The sequence below is a fragment of the Streptomyces sp. NPDC040589 genome (assembly GCF_055594445.1).
Window position 1 is genome coordinate 1,051,292 of record NZ_JBVIWP010000001.1, and the last position, 24,161, is coordinate 1,075,452.

The following is a 24,161-nucleotide window of genomic DNA, read 5'->3' on the forward strand; positions in this document are numbered from 1 at the left end:
CCCTAGTCTGACGGTGGTAGCTGTGCAGGCACGGGGAGAGCACCTTGTTCAGCATCATCGTGGTACCTCCGCCGACCACGGAGGACGAGCGAAACCGCACCCAACGCAGACTCGCGCCCGGCGAACGCCTCACCTTCGGCCGGTCCGCGCACGACAACGACCTGCCCATCGCCCACGACGGGGTCTCCCGCAGAGCCGGTGAGATCACCGCGCAGGGCGCCTTCTGGATCCTGAGCAACCTCAGCCGCGAACAGACCTACGTGGTGGAGAACCCGGAGGGCGCGGGCGAACACGTCAAGGTGGCGCCGGGGCGGCTGGACGCGCCTGTCCCCTTCGAGTTCTCGCGGATCGTGCTGCCCGCCGCGGGCGACCTGCTGGCGCTGGAGGTGTGGGCGCCGCGCCACGACTACCTCAGCGGCACGGGCGGCCTCGACGGCGCCACGACCGCGCCGGCCTTCTCGGTCGACCGCACCAAACGCTACTTCGCGGTTCTGGCGGCCCTGTGCGAACCGCGCCTGCGCGGCACCCCGCACGCCCCGCTGCCCACCGTCGACCAGGTCGCCGAGCGCCTGCGCCCCACCTGGCCGGCCGCGTCCCGCACGGCCGTGCGGTGGAACATCGACTACCTCGCCGTGAAGCTGCGCCTCAAACCGGGCCCGGAGAGCGCGGACACGGGCCCGCGGCTCAACGGCAAGAAGGAGTCCCTGGTCTCCCTGGCGCTCCGCTTCGACCTGGTCCGGGAGGACGACCTGGTCGTCCTTGCCGCCCCGTCGGGTCGGGTGACGCGGTGAACGAGCCCTACGCCGTACCGGTGCCGAAGGGGTACCGGGTCGGTGCCTGGGAGGTGCGCGAGCCGATCGCGACCGGCGCCTTCGGCAGTGTGTACGCCGCCCGGCGCGTCGGTGAGAGCGCGGAGCTGCCTCGGACCGCCGCCCTGAAGTTCCTGCCCACCGGTACGGCCACGCCCCGCCGGCTCACCCACCTGCGCGAGCTGATCGAGCGGGAGGTCGCTCTGTACCGGCGGCTGAAACACCCGCGGCTGGTGCGGATGTACGAGACGCTGACCGTCGACGACCCGGGCCGCCCGGAGCTGGACGGCGCCACCGTCCTCGTCCTGGAGCAGGCCAAGGGCTCTCTGTCCGCCCTGCTCTCGGCGACGCCCCGGCCCGAGGCGGGTCCCGCGCTGCTCGCGCAGATCTGCGAGGGACTGGCCCAGTTGCACGACGCGGGCTGGGTGCACGGCGACCTGAAGCCGGCCAACGTGCTGCTGATGGAGGACGGTTCGGTCCGGCTGGCCGACTTCAACATGGCGGCCGAGCTGGAGGGCACCCACGCCTACACCCCGGCCTTCTCGACCCCCGACTACACGCCGCCCGAGCTCCTGTGGACCGAGATCGGCGAACGGGGCCGCCGCATCCGCCCGTCCGCCGACGTGTGGGCCTTCGGCGTCCTCGCCCACCTCGTCCTCACTGACTCCTTCCCGCTGCCCGGCGCCACCCCGACGGCCCGCCGCGACGCGGCGGCGGCCTACGCCCGAGGCACCGACGAACTGCGCCTGTCGCCCGGACTGGCCGACGACTGGCGGGAGATCGTAGGCGCCTGTCTGACCCGCTCATATCAGGACCGCATCACCGGCCAGGCACTGCTGCGCCGCGTCCGGGCGGCTGCCGCCGGGACGGCTCCGCGTCCCTTCCGGCTGCCCCGGCTGGGCCCGGCCCGGCACCGCGTGCGCCGTACGTCCGTCGCGGCGGCCGTGGCCGCCGGCGTCCTCGCCGCCCTTGCCTACGGCATCGGCGTCTGGGCCGACGGCGCCCCCGGCGGCAGCGGCTCCGGCGCCACCGCGAACGTCTCGGCCGCCACGTACGGCGCCTCCGACCTGCGCACCGACCGGGGCATCCCGCCCGCCTACCGGCTGCTGATCGTGGAGACGGCGCACGACTGCGACCAGAAGGACGTCACCCCGGCCCTGATCGCCGCCATGCTGAAGGTGGAGAGCGACTTCGACCCGGACCTCTCCGACCCCGCCAACGACGAGTACGGCATCGCCCGCTGGACCCCGCGCGTACTGCGCTGGTGGATGAACGAGGACGGCACTCCCGGCGAGGCCGTCCCCCAACCCCCGTTCCCGCCCGCCGAGTCCATCCCGGCGATGGGCCGCTACCTGTGCTGGATCGCCCCGCGCCTGGAGCCCGGGCTGCGCGGCGAGAGGCGGGTGCTGGTCGCCGCCGCGTACCGGACGTCGTACAAGACGGTGAACGACGCGGGCGGCGTTCCCCCGGACACCCGCACCTACGCCGACCGCGTCGCGCACTACCTCAAGGAGTACAGCCCGCCGGGGAAGAGGTGACCCTGAGAGATCCGAGGTACCCCCGTCGTCCCGGTGCCGTCCCGCGCGGGTGCCGCTTTCTCTCACGAACCCTTCACAGACACGCCGTATCAGGCGCAGGGCTTCTTACTCGTTGGAAAACGTCCCATACCCTGCCCCTCATCGGACTGAGGGCTGCGCCCCTTGGCGTCGTAGGAGGAGGGGGACGACTCCATGTACAGCGTCATCGTCGTACCACCGATGTGCGGCGGCACGGAGGGGCAGATCAGGATCGCCGCGGGCGAACGGCTGACGTTCGGCAGGGCCGGGACGGACGGCGGACTCGTGATCGACCACGAAGGGGTGCCCCGGGTCGCCGGGGAGATCACGGCACACCGGTCCTTCTGGCTGCTGAGCAACCTCAGCGAGGACCAGACCTACGTGGTGGAGAACCCGGAGGGCGCGGGAGAACACCTCAAGATCGCGCCGGGCCGTATGGAAGCCCCGGTACCGTTCGAGTTCTCGCGGGTGGTCCTGCCCGCGTCGGGAGACCTGCTCACCTTCGACGTCTGGGCGCCACGCCACGCCTTCCGCAGCGCCGACCGCCGGGGACTCCCCGGCGCCGCCACGGCACCCGCGTTCGCCCTGGACCGCACCAGCCGGTATTTCGCGGTGCTGGCCGCCCTGTGCGAGCCCCGGCTGCGCGGGGAACCGCACGCGTCGCTTCCGGCGGTGGAGCAGTTGGTGGACCGATTACGTCCGGTCTGGCCGGCGGTCAGCCGCTCGTCCGTCTACTGGAACATCGACTACCTGGCCCTCAAACTCCGCCTGCGCCCCGGCCCCGACGCCGCCGAGCCCGGCCTGCGCGTCAACGGCAAGAAGGACTCTCTGGTCTCGCTCGCGCTCCGCTTCGACCTGGTCCGCGAGGACGACCTGGTGGTACTGGCCTCGACGGCGGGCGAGACAGTCCGGTGACCAGGCAGTCGTCCTACGCCGTCCCCGTACCGAAGGGCTACCGGGTCGGCGCGTGGGAGGTGCGCGGGGCTCTGGCCTCCGGTGCGTTCGCCACCGTGTACGCGGCGCGGCTCGTCGAGGCAGGGGACTCCGAGATGCCCGGCCGGGCCGCCCTGAAGTTCCTGCCCACCGGCACCCGCACACCTCGGCAGCTGCGCCACCTGCGTGAACTCGCCGAGCGAGAGGTGGAGTTGCTGGGCCGCCTGCGCGCCCCCCGACTGATCCGCATGTACGACACCCTGACGGTCGACGACCCGGGGCACCCGGAGCTGGACGGCGCCACCGTGCTCGTGCTGGAGCAGGCCGAGGGCTCCCTGGACGCCGTACTGGAACACGAGCCGAAGCCGGAGTCGGGCCCGGCTCTGCTGGCCCAGATCTGCGAGGGCCTGCACCAGTTGCACCACGCGGGCTGGGTGCACGGCGACCTGAAGCCCGCCAACGTGCTGTTGCTGAAAGACGGCTCGGTACGACTGGCCGACTTCAACATGGCGGCGGAGCTGGAGGGCACGCACGCCTACGCACCCGCCTTCGCCACGCCCGACTACACCCCACCGGAGCTGCTGTGGCCCGAGATCGACGAGCGGGGCACGCGCATCCGTCCGTCCGCCGACGTCTGGGCCTTCGGCGTCCTCGCCCATGTCGCCCTCACGGGCTCCTTCCCGTTGCCGGGCGGCAGCACCGAGGCACGTACCGACGCGGCGACGCGCTATGCCCGCGGCGCCGAGGAGTTACGCCTGTCCCCCGAACTCCCCGAAGCCTGGCGGGAGATCGTCCGGGACTGTCTGGCCCCCACTCACGTGGAGCGCGTCGCCCGGGTCCCTGACGCCGGTGCGCTCCTGCACCGGGCGGAAGAGGCGGCTGGCGCCTCCCGCTCGGCCCGTCTGCCCAGGCTGCGGCCCCGGCGGTGGCGGCGTCCGGTGCTGGTCTCGGCACTCGTGGCGGTGGCGGTGCTGGGCGGGACGGCGGTGACCTACGCGCTGCGCGACGAGCCCCCCGCCGCCACGGCACCTCCCAGCTGCGAGAAGCCCGCGGTGTACGAGGACGAGGCGCATGGCCGCGGCTACACCGCGGGCTGGAGCAACGCCTGGGACTTCACCATCAAGCAGGGTGAGGGCGGCAGCCAGGTCCGTGAGGCCCAGTGCCTGCTCAGGTATCTGCACGGCATCACCGAAGTCGGCGAGGCTGACGGGGACTTCGGCCCGCTGACGCACGGGGCGGTGGTGACTTTCCAGAAGCGGGCGGGGCTGGACGCGGACGGGGTGGTGGAGGCGCGAACGTGGAACGCGCTGCGGAGGGGCGGGGAGGTGTGACCTGCGGGACTTGGATATTGCGGTGATCTCCGGCGCGGGCTCACGAGCTCAGGAAAGATACACACAGGCACACGACGTATTCAGGTTCAAGGAAGGTTCACACGTGAGACCGATAGGTACCGCCCTGACCCTCGTGGCAACCGCCGCCCTGGCCCCGGCGCTCCTGCTGACCGGCCCGGCCTTCGCCGCCGAGTCCGTTCCGCCGTCCGCCGTCGCCGTGGCGACCGCGACCGACGCGGCCGGTTCGGGTGTCGACGAGATGTCCGACGACGACGTCCGAGTCGCGATCATGCGCATCATCGCCGACCCGAGCACCGGCAAGGCCGTGTACGCCGCCGCGCAGCAGGCCATGGACGGCACCATCGAGGACCAGCGGTACTTCCTGGAGACGGGCCGTTGGACAGCCCAGGCCGAGGACGATCGCGTCGCCATCGCCCGCATCCTCGCGTCCGCCGACCCGAAGACCGACAAGGCGGTCATCAGGGAGGCCAACGAGGCCCTCGACGCCAACACCCCTCAGGCCCTGCGCGCCTTCCTGGAGACCGGTCACCGCCTCGCCCGGGCCGAGGACGACCGCGTCCGTGTCGCCCGCATCCTCGCCGACCCGGCCATCAGCGACACGCTGCGGGCCGCGGCGGAGGACGCCATCGACGGGACGCCGGAGGAGCTGCGGTACTTCATCGAGGTGGGGCAGTACGAGGTGGACGGCTAGGCCCCGTCTCGCGGACGCGCCGTGGCGCGGGCAAAGCTTCGTCGTCTGTCCTAAACGGCCCTTACTCTGCCCTTCGTTGACGGGTGAGGGTTGCCCTCGTGCGATCGGGGGAGGGCGGGTCCGTGCACAGAGTCATCGTCGTGCCACCGGCTTGCGTCGGACCGGACGCCCCGCTGCGGGCGGTCGAGCAGCTGGTGGAACGCCTGGGGTCGCCGGTCTCCCTCGCGATGCCCTTCGGCCTGGTCCGCGAGGACGACCCGGCCGTGCTGACCGCGGCACCGAGCGAGGCGGCCCCATGACCGGACAGCAGTCGCACACGGTCCCCGTACCGCAGGGCTATCGCGTGGGGCGCTGGGAGATACGGGAGCCTCTGGCGTCGGGTGCCTTCGCGACCGTGTACGCGGGCCGGGCGACCGGCGAGGCGGATCCGGACCTGCCCCGCCGGGCCGCCCTGAAGTTCCTGCCGACGGGCACCCGCACCCCGCGCCAACTGCGCCATCTGCGCGAACTGGCCAAGCGGGAAGTGGAGTTGCTGGAGCGGCTGCGCGCACCGCGCCTGATCCGGATGTACGAGACACTGACCGTGGACGACCCGGACCACCCCGAACTCGACGGCGCCACCGTCCTCGTCCTGGAACACGCCGAGGGCTCCCTGGACGCCGTACTGGAAAACGACCCGACGCCCGAGTCGGGCCCCGCGCTGCTGGCCCAGATCTGCGAGGGCCTGCACCAACTGCACCACGCCGGCTGGGTGCACGGCGATCTGAAGCCCGCCAACGTCCTGCTGATGACAGACGGTTCGGTACGACTGGCCGACTTCAACCTGGCTGCCGAACTGGAAGGCACACACGCGTACGCGCCCGTCTTCGCCACCCCCGACTACACCCCACCGGAACTGTTCTGGGCCGAGATCGACGAGCGGGGCACGCGGATCCGTCCGTCCGCCGACGTCTGGTCCTTCGGCGTCCTCGCACACGTGGTCCTCACGGGCTCCTACCCCTTGCCGGGCAGCAGCACGGAGGCTCGCACCGACGCGGCGATGCGGTACGCGCGGGGCGCGGAGGAACTGCGGCTGTCTCCCGATCTGCCCGAGGCGTGGCGGGAGATAGTGCGGGACTGCCTGGCCCCGAAACACCGGGAACGCGTCACGCACGACACGGCCACGCTCCTGCGCCGCGTGGAGGAGGCGGCGGGCGTTGCGCGCTCGGCCCGCCTGCCGCGCCTGCGCCCCCGCTTCTGGCAGCGGCACCCCGTACTGACGTCGGCCCTGGCCACAGTGCTGCTGGCCACGACCGGGACGCTGGGGGCGGGGTACTTGTACGTGAACCAGGACGACGGAGTGCCGGTGTACGCGGCCCTGCCCACGGAGTCGGCGTCAAGAGGGCCTGACGGCCAGCTGGTCTACGGCTACCACCGGTGCCCCGAGGACAGCGTCTGCTTCTTCAGCGAGTACAACGGCAACGGCGACCTGTGCAGTTGGCGCGGCGACGACGCCGACTGGCACTCGGGCGACGAGACCTGCGCATGGGCGGCCACTGCTCCGGTCCGCTCGATCTTCAACAACGTCGCGGACGAGCGGAAGAACCACGACGTGACCTACTTCCGCGGGGCGGACTTCGAGCCCGCCGGTGCCGACCGCCGGCGTATGGCCCAGCGCAGCGGCTGCTCGACCGTGAACTCCATGGGCAACGTGGCGGGCGAGGCCGCCCCGCGGTCGCACCGGCTGGTGGACAGCTGCTCGACCAAGTCGACGCTGTGGACGATCCTTTCGCTGTTCGGCTGAAGCCCTCCCGAGGCGGGCCGACGGGCGCTGCGCAAGGCCGAGGAGGCGTGACCGGCGGATCGACTACCGGTGACGTGCCCCCGGTCGACGGGTGTCGACCGGGGGCACGTCACTGGGCTGCGGTCGGCTAGGGGAGCCCGTTCGGTCCGGCGGCAGTCGCCCCGGCGGCGTCACCGTGTGCAGCACGTGCTTGCCCTCGCGGCGGCTCGTCAGCAGTCCCGCTTCCCGCAGCACCGCCAACTGCTGGCTGGCGCTCGGCAGGGAGACCCCCACCGCTCCCGCCAGTTCCGATGTGGTGCCGCAGTCGTGCGCCGCCGTCTCGTCGAGCAGAGAAGCCCGTGTGGAGCCAAGGAGCCGGGCGAGTTCGGTGGCGGCGGCCGAGACCGGGGCGACCGCCTTGTCTGCCGGGGCACAGGTACCTGAAACTATTCAGGTACCGGTCCCCTGCGTGTCCCTCGAAACTCATCTGTGTCAAGACCAAGACCCACGAGTTCAAGGGGGAAGCACATGCGATCGCGCATTCTGGCAAGGACGCTCGTCAGCGCCGTCACCGTCGTCGGCATCGCCGTCGGGAGCCTGGCGACTGGGGGCAGCAGCTTCGCGGCGTCCGACTCGGCCGCGGGGTCCGGGGAGCTCAACACGGTCGCGGACCAGGCCGCACCGTCGGCCGAGTCGGTGTACGCGGCCGAGGCAGGCGCTGCGGGGCTCTCGGCCCGGCAGGCGGCCCAGCTGCAGGACCGGGTGGACGCCCGCCTGGCGAACCTCAAGGTCCCTGCCCAGCAGGTGAGTTACAACGAGATCCGGACCACGGACGGCAGCGCGAGCATCACGCTGTCCTCGCCCGGCGCGGCGGCCGACAGCAGCTGTAAATACACCTATTTGTGCCTGTGGGCGGGCGCCAACTGGACCGGCGACAAGCTGTCGTTCTACAAGTGTGAGTTCCGCGACCTGGGCGACGTCAACTTCGACAACCGCCTCACCTCGTACAAGAACAACCAGAGCTCCGGCACGAGGGCCAAGTTCTACAACTGGGAGGGGGGCTCAAGTCCCTGGATCTACAAGTTCGACAGCCACGCATACCACACGGAGGACTCCCTCGCGAACACCCCCTGGGACAACATGATCGACGGGGTCCAGGTCTGCTGAGAAGCTGCCCAGAGCTGGGCACCTCTCTCGGGGGTGACTTCGAGGCGCTGGCCTCGAACCCCCCCCCCCCTCCGCTGCGACGCGCTTTCGTCGTCCCGCGTCGGCGCGGGCGCAGGAGCGCCGTGAATTAGTTCCAGAGGACCAAGGGCCTCGCCGTGGACGGCAAGGTGGGACCCAACACCTGGGCGGCGCCGCGCAGTTCGACGTGGGTGTCGATCCGGCTCGGCGCCGCCCGGGTGAGGTGTCCGTCAGTGGAAGAAGTGCCGCGTCCCCGTGAAGTACATCGTGATGCCGGCCTTCTGCGCGGCCTCCACGACCAGTTCGTCGCGGACCGATCCGCCGGGCTGGACGATGGCCTTGACGCCCGCGGCGCCCAGGACGTCGATGTTGTCAGGGAACGGGAAGAACGCGTCCGACGCGACGTACGAGCCCCGGGCCCGCTCCTCCCCGGCCCTCTCCACCGCGAGCTTGCAGGAGTCGACACGGTTGACCTGGCCCATACCGACACCCACCGAGGCGCCGTCCTTGGCGAGCAGGATCGCGTTGGACTTCACCGCGCGGCAGGCCTTCCAGGCGAAGGCCAGGTCGGCCAGCTCGTCGGCGCTCAGCGCCTCGCCGGTCGCCAGCGTCCAGCCGGCCGGGTCGTCGCCGTCGGCCTGGAGCCGGTCGGTCACCTGGAGCAGCGCGCCGCCGTCGATCGGCTTGACCTCGACCGGGGCGGAGGGGCCGTCGGGGCAGCGCAGCACGCGGATGTTCTTCTTCTTGGTGAGGGCCTCGAGGGCGCCGTCCTCGTAGTCCGGCGCCACGATGACCTCGGTGAAGATCTCCGCGACCTGCTCCGCCATCTCCTTGCTGACCGGGCGGTTGACCGCGATCACGCCGCCGAACGCCGACAGCGGGTCGCAGGCGTGCGCCTTGCGGTGTGCCTCGGCGACGTCCGCGCCGACCGCGATCCCGCAGGGGTTGGCGTGCTTGATGATCGCGACGCACGGCTCGGCGTGGTCGTACGCGGCACGGCGGGCGGCGTCCGTGTCCGTGTAGTTGTTGTACGACATCTCCTTGCCGTGCAGCTGCTCGGCCTGGGCGAGGCCGCCGCCCTCCGGGGAGACGTAGAGCGCGGCCGGCTGGTGCGGGTTCTCGCCGTAGCGCAGGGTGTGCTCGCGCTCCCAGGTGGCGCCGAGGAAGTCGGGGAACCGCGACTCGTCGACGGGCGCGTAGGAGGAGGCGAACCAGGAGGCGACGGCGACGTCGTAGGCGGCCGTGTGCTGGAAGGCCTCGGCGGCGAGCCGCTTGCGGGTGGCGAGGTCGAAGCCGCCGCTCTGCACGGCCTTCAGCACGTCGGCGTAGCGGCCCGGGCTGGTGACGACCGCGACGGAGGGGTGGTTCTTGGCGGCGGCGCGGACCATCGAAGGACCGCCGATGTCGATCTGCTCGACGCACTCGTCGGGCGAGGCACCCGAGGCGACGGTCTCACGGAACGGGTAGAGGTTGACGACGACCAGGTCGAACGGCTCGACGCCCAGCTCGGCGAGCTGCCGCTGGTGGTCCTCGAGACGCAGGTCGGCGAGGATGCCCGCGTGCACGCGCGGGTGCAGGGTCTTGACGCGGCCGTCCAGGCACTCGGGGAAGCCGGTGAGTTCCTCGACCTTGGTGACGGGGACGCCGGCAGCGGCGATCTTCGCGGCCGTGGAGCCGGTGGAGACGAGTTCCACCCCGGCCTCGTGGAGCCCGCGCGCGAGCTCCTCGAGCCCGGTCTTGTCGTAGACGCTGACGAGCGCCCGGCGAAGGGGCCGCTTGTTGCTCTCGGCGGTCACTGGATAACTACCTTTCGTCCCTCAATGCGATGGCCGTTGCGGGCGAGCCGCCCCACGACCTCGACGAGCAGCCTTCGCTCGACGTCCTTGATGCGCTCGTGCAGAGCGCTCTCGTCGTCCTCGTCCCGGATCTCGACCACGCCCTGGGCGATGATCGGGCCGGTGTCGACGCCGTCGTCGACGAAGTGGACGGTGCAGCCGGTGACCTTGGCGCCGTACGCGAGCGCGTCCCGCACGCCGTGGGCTCCCGGGAAACTGGGCAGCAGGGCGGGGTGCGTGTTGACGAACCGCCCGCCGAACCGCGCGAGGAACTCCTTGCCGACGATCTTCATGAAGCCGGCGGAGACGACGAGGTCGGGCTCGAAGGCGGCGACGGCCTCGGCGAGGGCGGTGTCCCACTCCTCGCGGCTCCCGTGGTCCTTGACCTTGCGGACGAAGGTCGGCAGCCCGGCACGCTCGGCGCGCGCCAGCCCCTCGATGCCCTCGCGGTCGGCGCCGACGGCCACGATCTCGGCTCCGTACGCCTGCGCACCGGTGGCGGCGATCTCGTCGAGGAGCGCCTGCAGGTTGGTGCCGGATCCGGAGACCAGCACGACGAGGCGCTTGGCGCGCGGGGCCACGGGCTTGGCGGCCACGGTGGGGGCCTTTCTCGGGGAAGCGTCTGTCCAGGCGGCCGGACCGTGGCGTTTGTACATTCATACGAATGCTTCGGGCTCCCGGATACGGGGAAGCCTACGAACCGGCCGACCGTCAGCAACGATACCGGCACACCGGACGGCCCCCACGGGACGGGGGCGTGGCCGGAAGGTAGCGTCTGGGCGGAGCCGGTTCGGGAACGCCGTCCGGGCGTGGCACGTTCAGGAGGGTGACGGAGCCGGTCCCGACGCCGCACCGACCTCTGTTCGTCCAGTCCAGATCCCCGCTCTCCTCCACACCGCCCCACTCACCAACGGGAAGACGCTCACTTGATGCCGGACCGCAGCCTGCGACTCCTCACGTTCCCCCCGCTTTCGGCACAGGGAGGGGAGCGCGGCGCCGTGCTGCTGCGGGAGCGCCCCAGCTCACCGCCCGACGCGCCGTCGGACGGCTCCGGCGGAGACGGGCGAGAGCCCGGCTCCCAGGAGGACAACCCCTTCGCCCCGCCGCCCGAGGGCACCCCGGACCGGCCCTGGCAGCCGCGCCGACCGTCGGGCGACGACTCCCAGGACGGCGGCGAGGGCGACCGTGCGCCGTGGGGCAGCCAGTGGAGCGACCGGCAGCCCGGCCGCTCCCCCGACGGCTTCGGCGACCGCCCCCGCGGCGGCCCCGAGGGCCAGGGCCCGCAGGGCGGCGGCCCGAACCTCCGCTGGGACCCGACGGATCCCTCCCAGCGCCGTGCGCGCTATGCCCTGCTGTCGGGCATGTGGGCCTTCTTCTTCGCCCTGTTCAGCTGGCCGTACGTGGCGCTGCTGCTCGGCGCGCTCGCCCTCTACTGGGGCATCAGCGCGCTGCGCGCCAAGCCCCGCAGGTCCGACCCGGACTCCCCGGCCCCCGCCGAGCAGCCGGGCCGCCCCCAGACGACCGCCGCGGTCAGCGGCCTGGTCACGGCGTCCCTGGCGATCGCCCTGGTCGCCGCGTCCTTCACGGCGCAGCTGGTCTACCGCGACTACTACACGTGCACGAACGACGCCCTCACCAACAAGGCCGAGCAGTCCTGTACGAAGCTGCTGCCGGAGGAGCTGCGGGGGCTGCTGGGGACGAAGGGCTGAGGCGCTCCCGCCCCCGTCAGGTGCTGTCGGACCCGCGAGCCGGGTCGGCCGGCAGGAAGTCGTAGGGCTCGTAACCGGCGTCGTCATCGTCCTCGTCTCGCAGACCGTACGGGGCGTCGTCGTACTGGAAGGGGGCGTAGGGCAGGTCCGGGGTGCGTGATGTCCCGGACCCGTCCCACGACGAGGCGTCACGTCCGGTGCCTGAGGTGCCCTTGGCGTTCTTGGCAGCCCGGGCGGCTCCGGCTCCCCCGGCGATTCCGGCGCTCTTGGCGTTGTTGGTGCCCCAGACGGCTCCGGATTCCCCGGAAACACCGGCCCTCTCGGCGTCCTGGGCAGTTCCGGCATCCCCGGCTGGTCCAGCCCCCTCGGCGCCCCAAACGGCTCCGACATCCCCCGCGACTCCAGCGCCCTTGGCGGCCCTGACACGCCGGGCGGCGCCGGATTGCTCAGCGGCTCCGGTCCCCTTGGCGCCCTGGGCAGCTCCGCCTCCCCCGGCCTCCCCGGCGGCTCCCGTGCCCCCGGCGCCTGCGGTGCGTCCGGCCCGCCCGGTGCGTGCGGCGGTCCCCGCGGTCCGGGCGGCTCTCCCGCGCGCGAACCAACCGCCCCGGCGGCGCGTCCTCCCGGCCCTGTCGGCGCCCTCGGCCGGCTCCTCACGCTGTCTGCCGATCACCGGCTCCTCCTCTCGGGGTGACCGGCACCGCCAGATCCCCACCCCCACCGCCGTCGGGACCGCCACCAGCGTCAGCCACGCCAGGGTCGCCACGCCCACCTGCCACCACACCGGCCCGAAACGGGCCAGTACGGAGACCCCGAGCGGCCCGCCGGCAAGCGCGGCGAGCCCCGCGAGCGCGGCCGCGCACAGCAGCGCCGCCAGCGCGGCGGCACCGGCACCGCGCCATGGCGACCAGCCGACACCGCGCCCGCCGCCCGGCTTCGTCCCGCCCCGCCCTCCGGGGGCCGCACCCCTCACCACGGTCCGGCCCACCACCACCCCGGCGACCACCGGCACGACCCCGGCCATCCAGTGCACCAACGCCCCCTGCCCCGCCTCCGGCACCGCCGCCAGCAGCGGAAACGTCGGCAGGAACGGCGGCGGCGCGGAGGACAACGGCCCGACGACATGGCCGGCGCCGAGGACGAAGCCGGGGCCGAGGGCGTACGAGGCACCCCACACCGCCGCGTTCGGTACCAGGGCCGCGCACAGCAGCAGGACCGCGAACCGCCCCGACCACCCCTCGGTCAGCCGGAGCAACGAGGCCTGGGCCTCCGTGCCGTGCACCGCCAGCGACACCGCCACCAGCAGCGCGCCGCCCCCGAGCAGCACCGCCACTCCGGCCGCCGCGGCCCGGGCGGCGACACCAGGGCGCCCGTCCGGGCCGTGGACCAGCGGCCGCAGGCCCACCGGCAGCAGCCGCCGCAGCGGACCGCTCGGACGGCCGTACGCCGACCACACGCCCACCCCCGCCACCACGGCGGCGACCAGCGGCACGTACACCCCCGTCCACAGCCACGACGGCCGCAGCACGCCGCCGGCGGCGAACAGCGCGGCGGGCAGGGCGACGGCCAGATAGCCGAGGACGACGCCCGTCCACGCCGTACGGGCGGCGACCAGCGGCGGCCCCGCCCCCTCGATGTCCTCGACATCCTCGATGTCCTCGAAGCCGTCGGCGTCGTCGTCCCCTTCCCCCGCCCCGCCGTCCGTGGCGTCGCGTGCCGCCCGGAGCAGCAGCCACCCGGGCAGCGCGAGCAGGAGCAGCGGCGAGATGCCCACGGGGGCGGGGACGCCGGAGAGCGTGTCGACGCGGACCAGCTCGGCTCCGTGGGCCAGCAGCCACAGCGCCGCAGTGACGTGCAGCACGCCGCCGGGCCCGCTGTCGGGGTACGGCGAGGTGATCCACAGCATCATCACCAGCACGGCGAACCACGCGAGCCCCAGGCCCGCCGCCACCGCACCACTCACAAGGGCGTCGCCCAGTCCGGGCGAGCGGTCCCGCACCCGGGTGAGCAGGAGCGCCGGCAGACGTCGGCGAGCGGTCATCTTGATCACGCCCGCCATGCTCCCAACGACACGCGCTTTCCCGTCGTAACAGGCGAACCATCGTTGTGTCGCTCAATATACGCTTATGTACTTTTCCGTACTGAGGGGCGCCCTGTGACACAGAGCCCTGCCCTCCCGCTGCCTCCGCCCAAGGAACGCCGACGCCTGCGCGAGGCCGCCTCGCTGACGCGGGCTCAGCTGGCTTCCCGGGTGGGCGTCACCAGCGAGACGGTGCGCGGATGGGAGACCGGCCGCGCGACGCCGCGCGGCCGGAAGGGGGAGAAGTACGCGCGGATGCTGAACTCACTGGGCGGGGAGCGGGAGGTGACGGAGCCTCATACGAGCGTCGCCACGAGCGACCGAGGCAGGGCCTCCGCCCCGGGCGGGAGTGCCAGGAGCCGCCCGCCGGCCAGGGACCGGGACCGCACCCGTCTCGCCGAGCGGGGCCGCGCCCCCGACCGCGGCCGCACCACCGCCCCCGTCACCCTCGCCGACCGCAACCGGGCCACCGACCGCGCGAAGCCCCCGCACCGGCCGGACGACGCGACCTCCGCTCTGGACCCTGAACAGGCCTTCGACGCGCTGTACGCCTTCTGTGCCCCCGCGCTGGTCCGGCAGACCTATCTGCTGACCGGGCGCCGTGAACTGGCCCGGGAGTCCGTCGAGCGGGCCTTCCAGATCGCCTGGCAGCACTGGCCCGAGGTGGCCCGCGACCGGGACCCGGCGGGCTGGGTGCGGGCGGCGGCGTACGAGTGCGCGCTCTCCCCGTGGCACCGTCTCCGCCCCCGCTACCGGCACCCCGAGCCGCCGCCGCCCGACGCGTTCGACCGCGCGCTGATGGACACCCTGCTGAGGCTCCCGCCCTCGTACCGCCGCACCCTGCTGCTCTACGACGGCGTCGGTCTGGGCCTCCCGGAGACGGCGGCGGAGACGGAGGCGAGCACTCGCGCCGCCGTGAACCGGCTGATGCACGCGCGTGAGGCGCTCGCCGAGCGGCTTCCGGAGCTGGCGGACCCGGAGGTCCTGCACTGGCGGCTGGTCGAACTCGCCTCCACCGAGCGGCTGCGCGCCGCCAAGCCGCTGGTGGTGCGACAGGCCGGGGAACGCCGGGCCCGCCTCTGGACCCGGGCCGCCATCGCCTTCACGGCCCTGCTGATCGGGACCACGGTGCTCACCGTGCGCACGGCCCCGACGCGCTACGAGCCACCGGTACCGCCGGGCGAGACCGTCCAGGGCGTACCGCCGCCGGTCGCGCCCGGACCGCTCTCGGAGTCGGAGCGGGACCTGCGGTCCAAGCTGCGCAAGGAGCAGCAGAAGGGGCCGGACCGGCTGATGCCGCAGCCGCGTTGAGCACCCTTGGTGAAACGGCGGTGGGCCCGCCCCCGTGCGGGGAGCGGGCCCACCTGTGAGCCGTGAGGTGCTGCTCAGCCGGCGAGGATGGCGCGGGCCAGCTTCGCCGTCTCGGTCGGGGTCTTGCCGACCTTGACACCGGCGGCCTCGAGGGCCTCCTTCTTCGCGGCGGCCGTGCCGGAGGAGCCGGAGACGATGGCGCCGGCGTGGCCCATGGTCTTGCCCTCGGGCGCGGTGAAGCCCGCGACGTAGCCGACGACCGGCTTCTTCACGTTCTCCTTGATGAAGGCCGCGGCCCGCTCCTCGGCGTCGCCACCGATCTCACCGATCATCACGATCAGGTCGGTGTCGGGGTCGGCCTCGAACGCGGCGAGCGCGTCGATGTGCGTCGTGCCGATGACCGGGTCGCCACCGATGCCGACGGCGGACGAGAAGCCGATGTCGCGCAGCTCGTACATCATCTGGTACGTCAGCGTGCCGGACTTCGAGACCAGACCGATACGGCCCGGCTTCGTGATGTCGCCCGGGATGATGCCGGCGTTCGACTGGCCCGGGGTGATGAGACCGGGGCAGTTCGGGCCGATGATGCGGGTCTTGTTGCCCTGGGACACGGCGTAGGCGTAGAACGCGGCCGAGTCGTGGACGGCGATGCCCTCGGTGATGACGACCGCGAGCGGGATCTCGGCGTCGATGGCCTCGACGACGGCGGCCTTGGCGAAGGCCGGCGGCACGAAGAGGACGGATACGTTGGCACCCGTCTTCTCGATCGCCTCGGCGACCGAGCCGAAGACCGGGATGTCGTTGCCGTCGATGTCGACGGACGTGCCCGCCTTGCGGGGGTTCACGCCACCCACGATGTTCGTGCCGTCGGCCAGCATGAGCTTGGTGTGCTTCATGCCCGTGGCACCGGTCATGCCCTGGACGATGACCTTGCTGTCCTTGTTGAGGAAGATAGCCATGGCTGTTTAGTCCCTCGTCCCTTACTTCGCAGCCGCGAGCTCGGCGGCCTTGTCGGCCGCTCCGTCCATGGTGTCCACACGCTGCACCAGCGGGTGGTTGGCGTCGGAGAGGATCTTGCGCCCGAGCTCCGCGTTGTTGCCGTCCAGGCGGACGACCAGGGGCTTGGTGACTTCCTCGCCCTTGTCCTTGAGCAGCTGGAGCGCCTGGACGATGCCGTTGGCGACCTCGTCGCAGGCGGTGATGCCACCGAAGACGTTGACGAAGACGGACTTGACGTCCGGGTCGCCGAGGATGATCTCCAGGCCGTTCGCCATGACGGCAGCGGAGGCGCCACCGCCGATGTCGAGGAAGTTGGCGGGCTTGACGCCACCGTGCGCCTCACCGGCGTACGCGACGACGTCCAGGGTGCTCATGACGAGACCCGCGCCGTTGCCGATGATGCCGACCTCGCCGTCGAGCTTGACGTAGTTGAGGTTCTTCTCCTTGGCGGCGGCCTCGAGCGGGTTGGCCGCGTCCTTGTCCTGGAGAGCCTCGTGCTCCGGCTGGCGGAACTCGGCGTTCTCGTCGAGGGAGACCTTGCCGTCGAGGGCGATGACGTCACCGGAGGCGACCTTGGCCAGCGGGTTGACCTCGACCAGGAGGGCGTCCTCCTCGACGAAGGTCTTCCACAGGGTGACGAGGATGTTCGCGACCTTGTCGGCGACCTCGGCCGGGAAGTTCGCGGCCTCGACGATCTGGCGCGCGACCTCGGGGGTCACACCCACGTTGGCGTCGATCGGCGTCTTGGCGACGGCCTCGGGGCGGGTCTCCGCCACCTCCTCGATCTCCATGCCGCCCTCGACGGACGCGATGGAGAGGAAGGTGCGGTTGGCACGGTCCAGGAGGAAGGAGACGTAGTACTCCTCCAGGATCTCCGGAGCCGTCTCGGCGATCATCACCTTGTGGACCGTGTGGCCCTTGATGTCCATGCCGAGGATGTTGGTCGCGTGCTCGACCGCCTCGTCGGTGGTCGCCGCCAGCTTCACGCCGCCGGCCTTGCCACGGCCGCCGACCTTCACCTGGGCCTTGACGACGGACTTGCCACCGAGGCGCTCGGTGGCTGCGCGGGCCGCCTCAGGCGTGTCGATGACTTCACCGGCCAGCACCGGTACATCGTGCTTGGCGAAGAGGTCCCTCGCCTGGTACTCGAACAGGTCCACGCGCTTCCGTCCCTATCAGTGATCTCGCGGTTCGTTGTCTGCGTGGGCGTGCCGCGAGGGCAACGTGACGTCCGCCGTCTGTCAGTCACAAGGGAGGCGCACACGGTGTCCGAGCGCGCGGCATGTCCGTCTCGCAGGTTATCGCTGCTTGCAGGAGGCCCCTAAATCGAGGGTCACACCTGAGCGGTGATACCTGTCACATGATGCCGCGCTCTCTGGCACAGCGTGCCTGGAGTGAGGGGCCTCACCGGGCTGGGGTACGCCCGGTGAGGCCCGCCGAACACCTCCGAAGGAGCACAAAGGCCCAGTTCAGGGCCCTGCTCTCGGGGGCGCGGGTCGGTTGGTCCCCACCCCAATGGGGGCCGGCCGACCTCATCCACGAGGTTTCGGCCTCGGACCGTCGACGGCTTTCGACCGTCCGGGCGTGAGGGCTCGCGGAGTCCTGGGGGCAAGGGGTGCGTGCGATGGAAGGCGACAGAAGGGGCACGCCCCCGCGCGGCCGCTAGCCGGGGAGGACGGGAATGTCCCGGTGACTGTCCCGGGTACCGGCCACGCAGGCGCGGGCAGCGGCACCGCGCACGAGGCTCAGCGGAGCCCGGCTGCTCAGCGTGACGGCATGTGCGTCGCCGTGACGCGGTGTGCCGTTGTCGGCCATGGAACGGTGGCAGAGCGTGCCGTCCGGACGATCTCCGGGCAGGTGGCCGACCGGGGCGGCGCCTCCGACGCTTGCGGACGGTCCGGCGTGAGCTGCGCGTCTGATGTGGTGCGCGCGGTCGTAACCCGCGTGACCGTGGGCTGCGCGGTCGGCGTGCGGGGCGCGGTACTGGTCGCCATGCACGCCGTGCGCCACGGGGTCCGCCGCCCCGGTCCGGGCCGGGGCGGCAGGTGCGCCGACCGGCTGCGCCGTCGCCCCACCCGGCTGCGGATCGACTGTGACGGGCGCGGGCAGGGGGCGACTCGGGAACGCCGGGTAGCCCGGAGCCCCGGGCAGAACGGGCACTCCCGGAGCCGCGACGTCACCATCGGGCGGAGCGGGCGGGCCCGGCAGCCCGGGCAGGTCCGGCATCGCCGGCGGGTCAGGCAGGGTCGGCAGGTCGGGCAGGGCAGGCAGGTCGGGCAGGGCAGGCGCGGACGGTGCCTTCGGCGGTACGGGCAGGGCCGGCACATCCGGCAGCGAGGGAGCCTTCGGCGGCGTCGGCAGGCTCGCCCGTGCGTTCACCGGCTCCCTGCTGACCGACTCCCTCGCACCATCGGCCACTCGTACGGCCCGCTCCCCCACGGTCCGGACGAGCTGAGTGCTGTCGGACGGACGCTTCCGGACTGCCGGAGCGTGCGTACGTGAGTGATCCCGGGCCGCCTGAGCGTGCGCGTCGGGTCGAACCAGCAGTCTCTGCCCGCTGACCAACCGCCCGGCCGTGCTGTCCGCCGACGCCCGCACACCGTCCGCCGCATACGCCCGCTCGCCGCACAGGAGCCCGAGGATCAGCACCCCGCCCACCAGCAGCGCCACTTGGAGCGCACGTCCCCCGGCCGCTGTGCGCAGCATGCGCACAGCGGCACCGGACAGAGCTGCTGACGAGGACAAGAGGGGGAGCTTCCTCCCGTGCGACGGAACAAGTGCGGAACGCATCACGCGTCACGGGCAACGAGCCGGCACAACGCGGCACTGCACAACGCGGCACTGCCCAGCGCGGCGCGACGCCCTGCCGAGCAGGCGCCGATCCTCGCACGGGAGTGCGGAGGTCGCGCAAGCCCCTCTCGACTGATGGCCCGTCATATCCGTTTCGCCGGACCGAATCGGACGACGATGCGTCGACAAATCGTCACACCGCGTCCGGTATCGGCAGCGGCCGCTTCTCGATCGCCGCCGCCATCACCTCCGGGAACAGATCGGGCGTGCAGGCGAACGCCGGTGCCCCCAGAGCGGCGAGCGCGGCCGCGTGCTCCCGGTCGTAGGCCGGTGCCCCCTCGTCCGAGAGCGCCAGCAGGGTCACGAACTGCACCCCCGACGCCTTCATCGCCGAGACCCGCTTGAGCATCTCGTTCCGGATGCCCCCTTCGTAGAGGTCGCTGATCAGCACGACCACAGTCTCGGCGGGCCGGGTGATCTGCGACTGGCAGTACGCGAGCGCCCGGTTGATGTCCGTACCGCCACCGAGTTGCGTGCCGAAGAGCACGTCGACCGGGTCGTCCAGCTGGTCCGTGAGGTCGACGACCGCCGTGTCGAAGACGACGAGTCGCGTGGAGATCGTCCGCATCGAGGCGAGCACCGCTCCGAACACCGACGCGTACACAACCGATGCCGCCATGGATCCCGACTGGTCGATACAGAGGATGACCTCCTTCTTCGTGGACTGGGACGCCCGCCCGAACCCGATGAGCCGCTCCGGCACGATCGTTCGGTACTCGGGCAGGTAGTGCTTGAGGTTGGCCGCGATCGTGCGGTTCCAGTCGATGTCGTGGTGGCGGGGCCGGTTGATGCGGGCGCTGCGGTCGAGGGCACCGGTGAGGGTGGCCCGGGTGCGGGTGGCGAGCCGCTTCTCCAGGTCCTCGACGACCTTGCGCACGACGGCCCGTGCCGTCTCCTTCGTCGTCTCCGGCATGGCCTTGTTCAGCGACAGCAGCGTGCCGACAAGATGCACGTCGGCCTCCACCGCCTCCAGCATCTCCGGCTCCAGAAGCAGCGTGGCGAGGCCGAGCCGGTCGATGGCGTCGCGCTGCATGACCTGCACGACGGAGGACGGGAAGTACGTCCGGATGTCCCCGAGCCAGCGCGCCACGGACGGCGCCGACGCCCCGAGCCCCGCTGAACGGTCCCGGCCCCCCTGCGGCTTCTCCCCCTTGCCGTAGAGCGCGGTGAGCGCCCCGTCCATCGCCGCGTCCTGCCCCGACAGCGCGCATCCGGTGCCGTCCGCCGCGTTGCCCCCGAGCACCAGCCGCCACCGCCGCAACCGCTCCTGCGCCGGATCCGTTACCTCGGTCGTCATCCGCGTCCTCCCCCGCGAAGCCGTTCCCACAGCGGGATCACCGGCACGGTCGTCGTCGGCCGGCCTTCCGCCCGGGGCCCGTTGCCGATGGTGTCCGCCGCTTCCGTCCTCGGAGCCGGCTCCCTCAGTCCGTCGGTCGTCATCCCGTCACCCCTGCCAGGTCGTTACCGGTTTTCTCATCCACGTCGTCCAGCCCGAGCAGCAGCCGCACGACCGGCAGCACGGCATCCGCGCGCGCCATGTCAAGTTCGGCCGCGAAGCCGGGTATGCCGGAGCCGGCCGCCGCCGAACCGCCCCCGACCCCGGGCCCGCGTCGGACGAGCTCGCCCAGGGTCCGGCGCACCCCGGGCTCGTACGCCGAGAACGTCCGCCGCAGCAGGGGCAGCACGTCCGTGAACGCGTCCGCCGGCACCCCGGTCAGCCACGCGTCGACCAGCCCGAGCAGCCGCTCGTCGTGCACCAGGAGCATCCCGCCACCGGAGCCTCCTCCGACGAAGCCCTCGATCCACGCGGCCGCGTCCGCGGGCGGTGTGCCCGGTGACAGGACGAGCCCCATGAGCAGCGCCGCCTCGTCCTGCGCCAGCTCCCCGTCGTCGAGCAGGAGCCGCACGGCCCGCCCCCGGATCACCCCGGGCACGGTGTCCCGCCCGCACAGCACGCGCAGCACCGACTGCCAACGGCCTCTCAGATCGCCGTGTCCCGTCGCGGGCGCGTCGCCCAGGAGCCCCACGGCCCCGTGCACCGCGTCCACATGACGCCGCATCTCCTCGGCGGCGTCCGCGTCGAGCGCGGCGCAGGCCGGGGGCAGGCCGACGAAGACCCGCTCGGCCAGGCCCGCGGCGACCTCCCCCAGGGCCCCGGTGTCCGTGCCGCGCACATCGCCGTAACGCAGGGAGCGGACCAGGGCCGGCAGCGCCTGGGCGAGATGACCGACGTCCGTGTCGAGGGCCGCCCGGTCGGCGAGGATCCGCATCACCGTGGGCAGGGCGTCGGGCAGTTCGGCCAGCAGGCAGCGCTCGGCGAGCGCGGTGACATCGGCGAGGCCCTGCGCGGCGACCCCGTCCGCCTCGGCCTTCGCGGTCGCGGCGGACAGTACGGTCGTCCCCCACACTCCGGCCTCGGCGACCCGCACCGACAGCTCGGGCTCCCAGCGCAGCCGCCAGGTCTCCCGGAACGTGCCCGTGCTGCCCCGCGAGGCTGCCGGTTCGCCCCACGCGACTCCGAGCAACCGCAGCCGGTGCAGCAGCCTGCTGCGGCCGGCGTCGGTCTCCTTGCGCAGGTCGAGCTCCAACTCCCGCTCCAGCGCCTCCGGCTTCAGCCGCAGCCGGCGCTGGAGCCGGGCGAGGTCCCGCTGCAACGGAACCGCCGGCGCCGTCGGCGGCACCTCCCCCAGCACGTCGCCCACGACCAGCCGGTCGTGCACCAGGGCCAGCGGCACGTCCGAGCCCTCGCACATCACCGCCCGCACCGCGTCGGTCGTCTCGCTCAGGCCGGGCAGCGGACGGCCGCGCATCGCGGCGAGCGTCTCGGCCAGCCGCACCGCCTCGATGACATGCGCGGAGGAGACGATCCGGTCCTCGGCGCGCAGCAGCCCGGCCACCTTGGTCAGCCACCGCTCGACCGGCCGGTCCGGGGCGCTGAACAGATGCCCGTACCAGCCCGGCGACTCGATGCCGGCCCCGTATCCGCTGATCCGGGACAGCCTGCGGTGGGTCCACGGCACCCATGTCATATCCGTCTTGACCTTGGGCAGCCCCTTCAGCAGCGCCTTGTCGGCGGCGACGGTCGCCTTCTGCCGCAGGGCGGGCACATGCCAGGCCCCGCAGACGACGGCCACGCCGTCCTCGAACTCCCGCTGCGCGGCCCGCATCTGAAGCCGCATATGGGCCTCCCGCACCAGGTCCCGGTCGTGTCCCCCGACGCCGTAGGTCTCGCGCAGCGCCCCCATGGCCTCCTCGAGCACGGTGAACGGCGCGAGCGCGTCGCCCTTCCCCACGCCCCGGTGCTCCACGACGTCCTCCCACCACCGCTCCGGATCGTCGTAGCCGGCGGCCTCGGCGAGCACGCCGAGCGGATCGATCCGCAGGCCGGCGGGGCCGGGGGCCGATTCACCGGCGCTGTCGCCCTCGCCGCCTCCGTCTCCGTCTGCGTCGGTGTCGGTCCCCGCCGCGTCCTCCTGCCTCCCCCAGGCCAGCGTGTGCGTGGCCGGCAGGTCGATGAAGCGGGCCGGGACGTCGTGTGCCAGGGCCCAGCGGATGGCGACCCACTCCGGGGAGAACTCGGCCAGCGGCCAGAACGACGAGCGGCCGGGTTCGTCCACGGCATGGGCGAGCAGGGCGACCGGAGGCCGCATCTCCTCGTCGGCGGCGAGCGGGATCAGGGCATCGGCCTCGGGCGGGCCCTCGATCAGCACGACCCGCGGCCGGGCCTCCTCCAGCGCCGCCCGCACCGCCCGGGCGGACCCCGGCCCGTGATGCCGCACCCCGAGCAGCAGCGGTCCGGCCCCGGCCCCCCGGCTCTCAGCCCTCTCCACGCCTGTCACGCCAATCCCCTCCCCTCCACACGCACCTCTGACGGCCCCTCCTCGTACCGCTCACACACTCACCTCACGGCAGGCCCGGTAGAAGTCCTTCCAGTCGTCGCGCTCGCGGACGACCGTCTCCAGGTACTCCTGCCAGATGACGCGGTCGGCCGCCGGGTCGCGGACCACCGCGCCGAGGATGCCCGCGGCGACGTCGCTCGGACGCAGCACGCCGTCGCCGAAGTGGGCCGCCAGGGCGAGTCCGTTGGTGACGACGGAGATCGCCTCGGCCGTGGACAGCGTGCCGCTGGGCGACTTCAGCTTCGTGCGGCCGTCGGCCGTGACCCCGTCGCGCAGCTCCCGGAAGACCGTGACGACCCGGCGGATCTCGTCGAGGCCGTCGGGCGCGGCCGGCAGGTCGAGGGAGCGGCCGATCTGGTCGACGCGGCGCGAGACGATGTCGACCTCGGCCTCGGGGCTCTCCGGCAACGGCAGCACCACCGTGTTGAAGCGGCGGCGCAGGGCGCTGGACAGGTCGTTGACCCCGCGGTCGCGGTCGTTGGCCGTGGCGATCAGATTGAAGCCGCGGACCGCCTGCACCTCCTGGCCCAGCTCCGGTATCGGCAGCGTCTTCTCCGACAGGATCGTGATGAGCGTGTCCTGCACATCGGCCGGGATACGCGTCAGCTCCTCGACGCGGGCGGTCATGCCGTCGGCCATCGCCCGCATGACCGGGCTGGGCACGAGGGCGTCGCGGCTCGGGCCGTGGGCGAGCAACCGCGCGTAGTTCCAGCCGTACCGGATGGCCTCCTCCGGTGTGCCGGCGGTGCCCTGCACCAGCAGCGTGGAGTCGCCGCTGACCGCCGCGGCCAGGTGCTCGGACACCCAGGTCTTCGCCGTGCCGGGCACGCCGAGCAGGAGCAGGGCGCGGTCGGTGGCGAGCGTGGTGACCGCGACCTCGACGATGCGGCGCGGGCCCACGTACTTCGGTGAGATCACCGTGCCGTCCGGCAGCGCGCCGCCGAGCAGGTAGGTCGCGACGGCCCACGGCGACAGCTTCCAGCGGGCCGGGCGCGGGCGGTCGTCCTGCGCGGCGAGTGCGGCGAGTTCGCCGGCGAAAGCGTCCTCGGCGTGCGGCCGCAGCGCCTCGGCACCGTCGGTCTGCGACGTCGGTTCAACGGACACAGGCATGGCTGAGTCCCCCTCCAGCTCGGCCGGTTCGGATCTGGTGACCACGTTGCACCACACCACTGACAATGCGTTCTGACCTGCAC

At 72.5% G+C, this 24,161-nt stretch carries 20 protein-coding genes; 10 read left to right on the top strand and 10 right to left on the bottom strand.

The window, feature by feature from the left end; genetic code table 11:
* Nucleotides 1–44: 44 nt before the first annotated feature.
* The 7 genes from ACZ58V_RS04785 to ACZ58V_RS04815 all read left to right on the top strand — a co-directional run bounded on the left by ACZ58V_RS04785 (nt 45) and on the right by ACZ58V_RS04815 (nt 7,124).
* Nucleotides 45–791, top strand: a complete 747-nt coding sequence (locus ACZ58V_RS04785) for an FHA domain-containing protein (protein ID WP_468187200.1) — start codon at nt 45–47, stop codon at nt 789–791.
* A complete protein-coding gene (locus ACZ58V_RS04790) occupies nt 788–2,347 on the top strand; it encodes a protein kinase domain-containing protein (protein WP_468187198.1) in 1,560 nt (519 codons plus the stop codon). The genes ACZ58V_RS04785 and ACZ58V_RS04790 overlap by 4 nt, the downstream gene beginning before the upstream one ends.
* Before the next feature lie 192 nt (nt 2,348–2,539).
* Nucleotides 2,540–3,280: an FHA domain-containing protein gene (locus tag ACZ58V_RS04795; RefSeq protein WP_468187196.1), complete on the top strand. Its 741-nt coding sequence runs from the start codon at nt 2,540–2,542 to the stop codon at nt 3,278–3,280.
* Complete coding sequence (locus ACZ58V_RS04800; protein ID WP_471288370.1) at nt 3,277–4,629, top strand: protein kinase domain-containing protein; 1,353 nt, start codon at nt 3,277–3,279, stop codon at nt 4,627–4,629. The genes ACZ58V_RS04795 and ACZ58V_RS04800 overlap by 4 nt, the downstream gene beginning before the upstream one ends.
* Before the next feature lie 103 nt (nt 4,630–4,732).
* On the top strand, nt 4,733–5,341 hold the full coding sequence (locus ACZ58V_RS04805; protein ID WP_471288372.1) for an ALF repeat-containing protein: 609 nt from the start codon (nt 4,733–4,735) through the stop codon (nt 5,339–5,341).
* A gap of 122 nt (nt 5,342–5,463) precedes the next feature.
* Nucleotides 5,464–5,640 carry a hypothetical protein gene (locus ACZ58V_RS04810; RefSeq protein WP_189722778.1) on the top strand — a complete coding sequence of 59 codons (177 nt, stop codon included), beginning with the start codon at nt 5,464–5,466 and terminating at the stop codon, nt 5,638–5,640.
* Nucleotides 5,637–7,124 (top strand): protein kinase domain-containing protein, encoded by a 1,488-nt coding sequence (locus ACZ58V_RS04815; protein WP_468187190.1) that lies wholly within the window; start codon nt 5,637–5,639, stop codon nt 7,122–7,124. Before ACZ58V_RS04810 ends, ACZ58V_RS04815 begins: the two co-directional genes overlap by 4 nt.
* 63 nt (nt 7,125–7,187) lie before the next feature.
* Here the strand turns inward: ACZ58V_RS04815 and ACZ58V_RS04820 are convergent, their stop codons facing one another.
* On the bottom strand, nt 7,188–7,553 hold the full coding sequence (locus ACZ58V_RS04820; RefSeq protein WP_471288738.1) for an ArsR/SmtB family transcription factor: 366 nt from the start codon (nt 7,551–7,553) through the stop codon (nt 7,188–7,190).
* 78 nt (nt 7,554–7,631) lie between these two features.
* On the opposite strand from ACZ58V_RS04820, the gene ACZ58V_RS04825 reads away from it, so the two are divergent.
* Nucleotides 7,632–8,270 carry a peptidase inhibitor family I36 protein gene (locus ACZ58V_RS04825; RefSeq protein WP_471288376.1) on the top strand — a complete coding sequence of 213 codons (639 nt, stop codon included), beginning with the start codon at nt 7,632–7,634 and terminating at the stop codon, nt 8,268–8,270.
* Nucleotides 8,271–8,518: 248 nt separating this feature from the next.
* On the opposite strand, the gene purH is transcribed toward ACZ58V_RS04825, so the two are convergent.
* Both purH and purN read right to left on the bottom strand, forming a co-directional pair.
* Nucleotides 8,519–10,084 (bottom strand): bifunctional phosphoribosylaminoimidazolecarboxamide formyltransferase/IMP cyclohydrolase, encoded by a 1,566-nt coding sequence (gene purH, locus ACZ58V_RS04830; RefSeq protein ID WP_468187186.1) that lies wholly within the window; start codon nt 10,082–10,084, stop codon nt 8,519–8,521.
* Nucleotides 10,081–10,719, bottom strand: coding sequence for a phosphoribosylglycinamide formyltransferase (purN, locus tag ACZ58V_RS04835; protein ID WP_184591279.1), 639 nt, complete (start codon nt 10,717–10,719; stop codon nt 10,081–10,083). Before purN ends, purH begins: the two co-directional genes overlap by 4 nt.
* Nucleotides 10,720–11,052: 333 nt before the next feature.
* On the opposite strand from purN, the gene ACZ58V_RS04840 reads away from it, so the two are divergent.
* A complete protein-coding gene (locus ACZ58V_RS04840) occupies nt 11,053–11,832 on the top strand; it encodes a hypothetical protein (RefSeq protein ID WP_471288379.1) in 780 nt (259 codons plus the stop codon).
* A 16-nt stretch (nt 11,833–11,848) separates the two neighbouring features.
* On the opposite strand, the gene ACZ58V_RS04845 is transcribed toward ACZ58V_RS04840, so the two are convergent.
* Nucleotides 11,849–13,888, bottom strand: coding sequence for a cell division protein PerM (locus ACZ58V_RS04845; protein WP_471288381.1), 2,040 nt, complete (start codon nt 13,886–13,888; stop codon nt 11,849–11,851).
* Between the two features lie 96 nt (nt 13,889–13,984).
* On the opposite strand from ACZ58V_RS04845, the gene ACZ58V_RS04850 reads away from it, so the two are divergent.
* A complete protein-coding gene (locus ACZ58V_RS04850) occupies nt 13,985–15,220 on the top strand; it encodes a helix-turn-helix domain-containing protein (protein ID WP_471288384.1) in 1,236 nt (411 codons plus the stop codon).
* Nucleotides 15,221–15,294: 74 nt separating this feature from the next.
* On the opposite strand, the gene sucD is transcribed toward ACZ58V_RS04850, so the two are convergent.
* The 6 genes from sucD to ACZ58V_RS04880 all read right to left on the bottom strand — a co-directional run bounded on the left by sucD (nt 15,295) and on the right by ACZ58V_RS04880 (nt 24,078).
* Nucleotides 15,295–16,179, bottom strand: coding sequence for a succinate--CoA ligase subunit alpha (sucD, locus tag ACZ58V_RS04855; RefSeq protein WP_359887117.1), 885 nt, complete (start codon nt 16,177–16,179; stop codon nt 15,295–15,297).
* A 21-nt stretch (nt 16,180–16,200) separates the two neighbouring features.
* Complete coding sequence (gene sucC / locus ACZ58V_RS04860) at nt 16,201–17,379, bottom strand: ADP-forming succinate--CoA ligase subunit beta (RefSeq protein ID WP_189722767.1); 1,179 nt, start codon at nt 17,377–17,379, stop codon at nt 16,201–16,203.
* Nucleotides 17,380–17,881: 502 nt separating this feature from the next.
* Nucleotides 17,882–18,925 (bottom strand): hypothetical protein, encoded by a 1,044-nt coding sequence (locus ACZ58V_RS04865; RefSeq protein ID WP_471288387.1) that lies wholly within the window; start codon nt 18,923–18,925, stop codon nt 17,882–17,884.
* A gap of 277 nt (nt 18,926–19,202) precedes the next feature.
* Nucleotides 19,203–20,366: a VWA domain-containing protein gene (locus ACZ58V_RS04870; RefSeq protein WP_471288389.1), complete on the bottom strand. Its 1,164-nt coding sequence runs from the start codon at nt 20,364–20,366 to the stop codon at nt 19,203–19,205.
* 139 nt (nt 20,367–20,505) lie between these two features.
* Nucleotides 20,506–22,908 (bottom strand): DUF5682 family protein, encoded by a 2,403-nt coding sequence (locus tag ACZ58V_RS04875; RefSeq protein ID WP_471288392.1) that lies wholly within the window; start codon nt 22,906–22,908, stop codon nt 20,506–20,508.
* 51 nt (nt 22,909–22,959) lie between these two features.
* Nucleotides 22,960–24,078 carry an ATP-binding protein gene (locus tag ACZ58V_RS04880; RefSeq protein ID WP_468187171.1) on the bottom strand — a complete coding sequence of 373 codons (1,119 nt, stop codon included), beginning with the start codon at nt 24,076–24,078 and terminating at the stop codon, nt 22,960–22,962.
* Nucleotides 24,079–24,161 lie beyond the last annotated feature (83 nt).

What these genes read in the sequence shown, in the direction of transcription:
- ACZ58V_RS04865 (WP_471288387.1), bottom strand. Translation starts at nt 18,925, where the DNA reads ATGCTGCGCACAGCGGCCGGGGGACGTGCGCTCCAAGTGGCGCTGCTG.
- ACZ58V_RS04870 (WP_471288389.1), bottom strand. Translation starts at nt 20,366, where the DNA reads ATGACGACCGAGGTAACGGATCCGGCGCAGGAGCGGTTGCGGCGGTGG.
- ACZ58V_RS04880 (WP_468187171.1), bottom strand. Translation starts at nt 24,078, where the DNA reads ATGCCTGTGTCCGTTGAACCGACGTCGCAGACCGACGGTGCCGAGGCG.
- ACZ58V_RS04795 (WP_468187196.1), top strand. Translation starts at nt 2,540, where the DNA reads ATGTACAGCGTCATCGTCGTACCACCGATGTGCGGCGGCACGGAGGGG.
- ACZ58V_RS04845 (WP_471288381.1), bottom strand. Translation starts at nt 13,888, where the DNA reads ATGGCGGGCGTGATCAAGATGACCGCTCGCCGACGTCTGCCGGCGCTC.
- ACZ58V_RS04825 (WP_471288376.1), top strand. Translation starts at nt 7,632, where the DNA reads ATGCGATCGCGCATTCTGGCAAGGACGCTCGTCAGCGCCGTCACCGTC.
- ACZ58V_RS04815 (WP_468187190.1), top strand. Translation starts at nt 5,637, where the DNA reads ATGACCGGACAGCAGTCGCACACGGTCCCCGTACCGCAGGGCTATCGC.
- ACZ58V_RS04840 (WP_471288379.1), top strand. Translation starts at nt 11,053, where the DNA reads ATGCCGGACCGCAGCCTGCGACTCCTCACGTTCCCCCCGCTTTCGGCA.
- sucD (WP_359887117.1), bottom strand. Translation starts at nt 16,179, where the DNA reads ATGGCTATCTTCCTCAACAAGGACAGCAAGGTCATCGTCCAGGGCATG.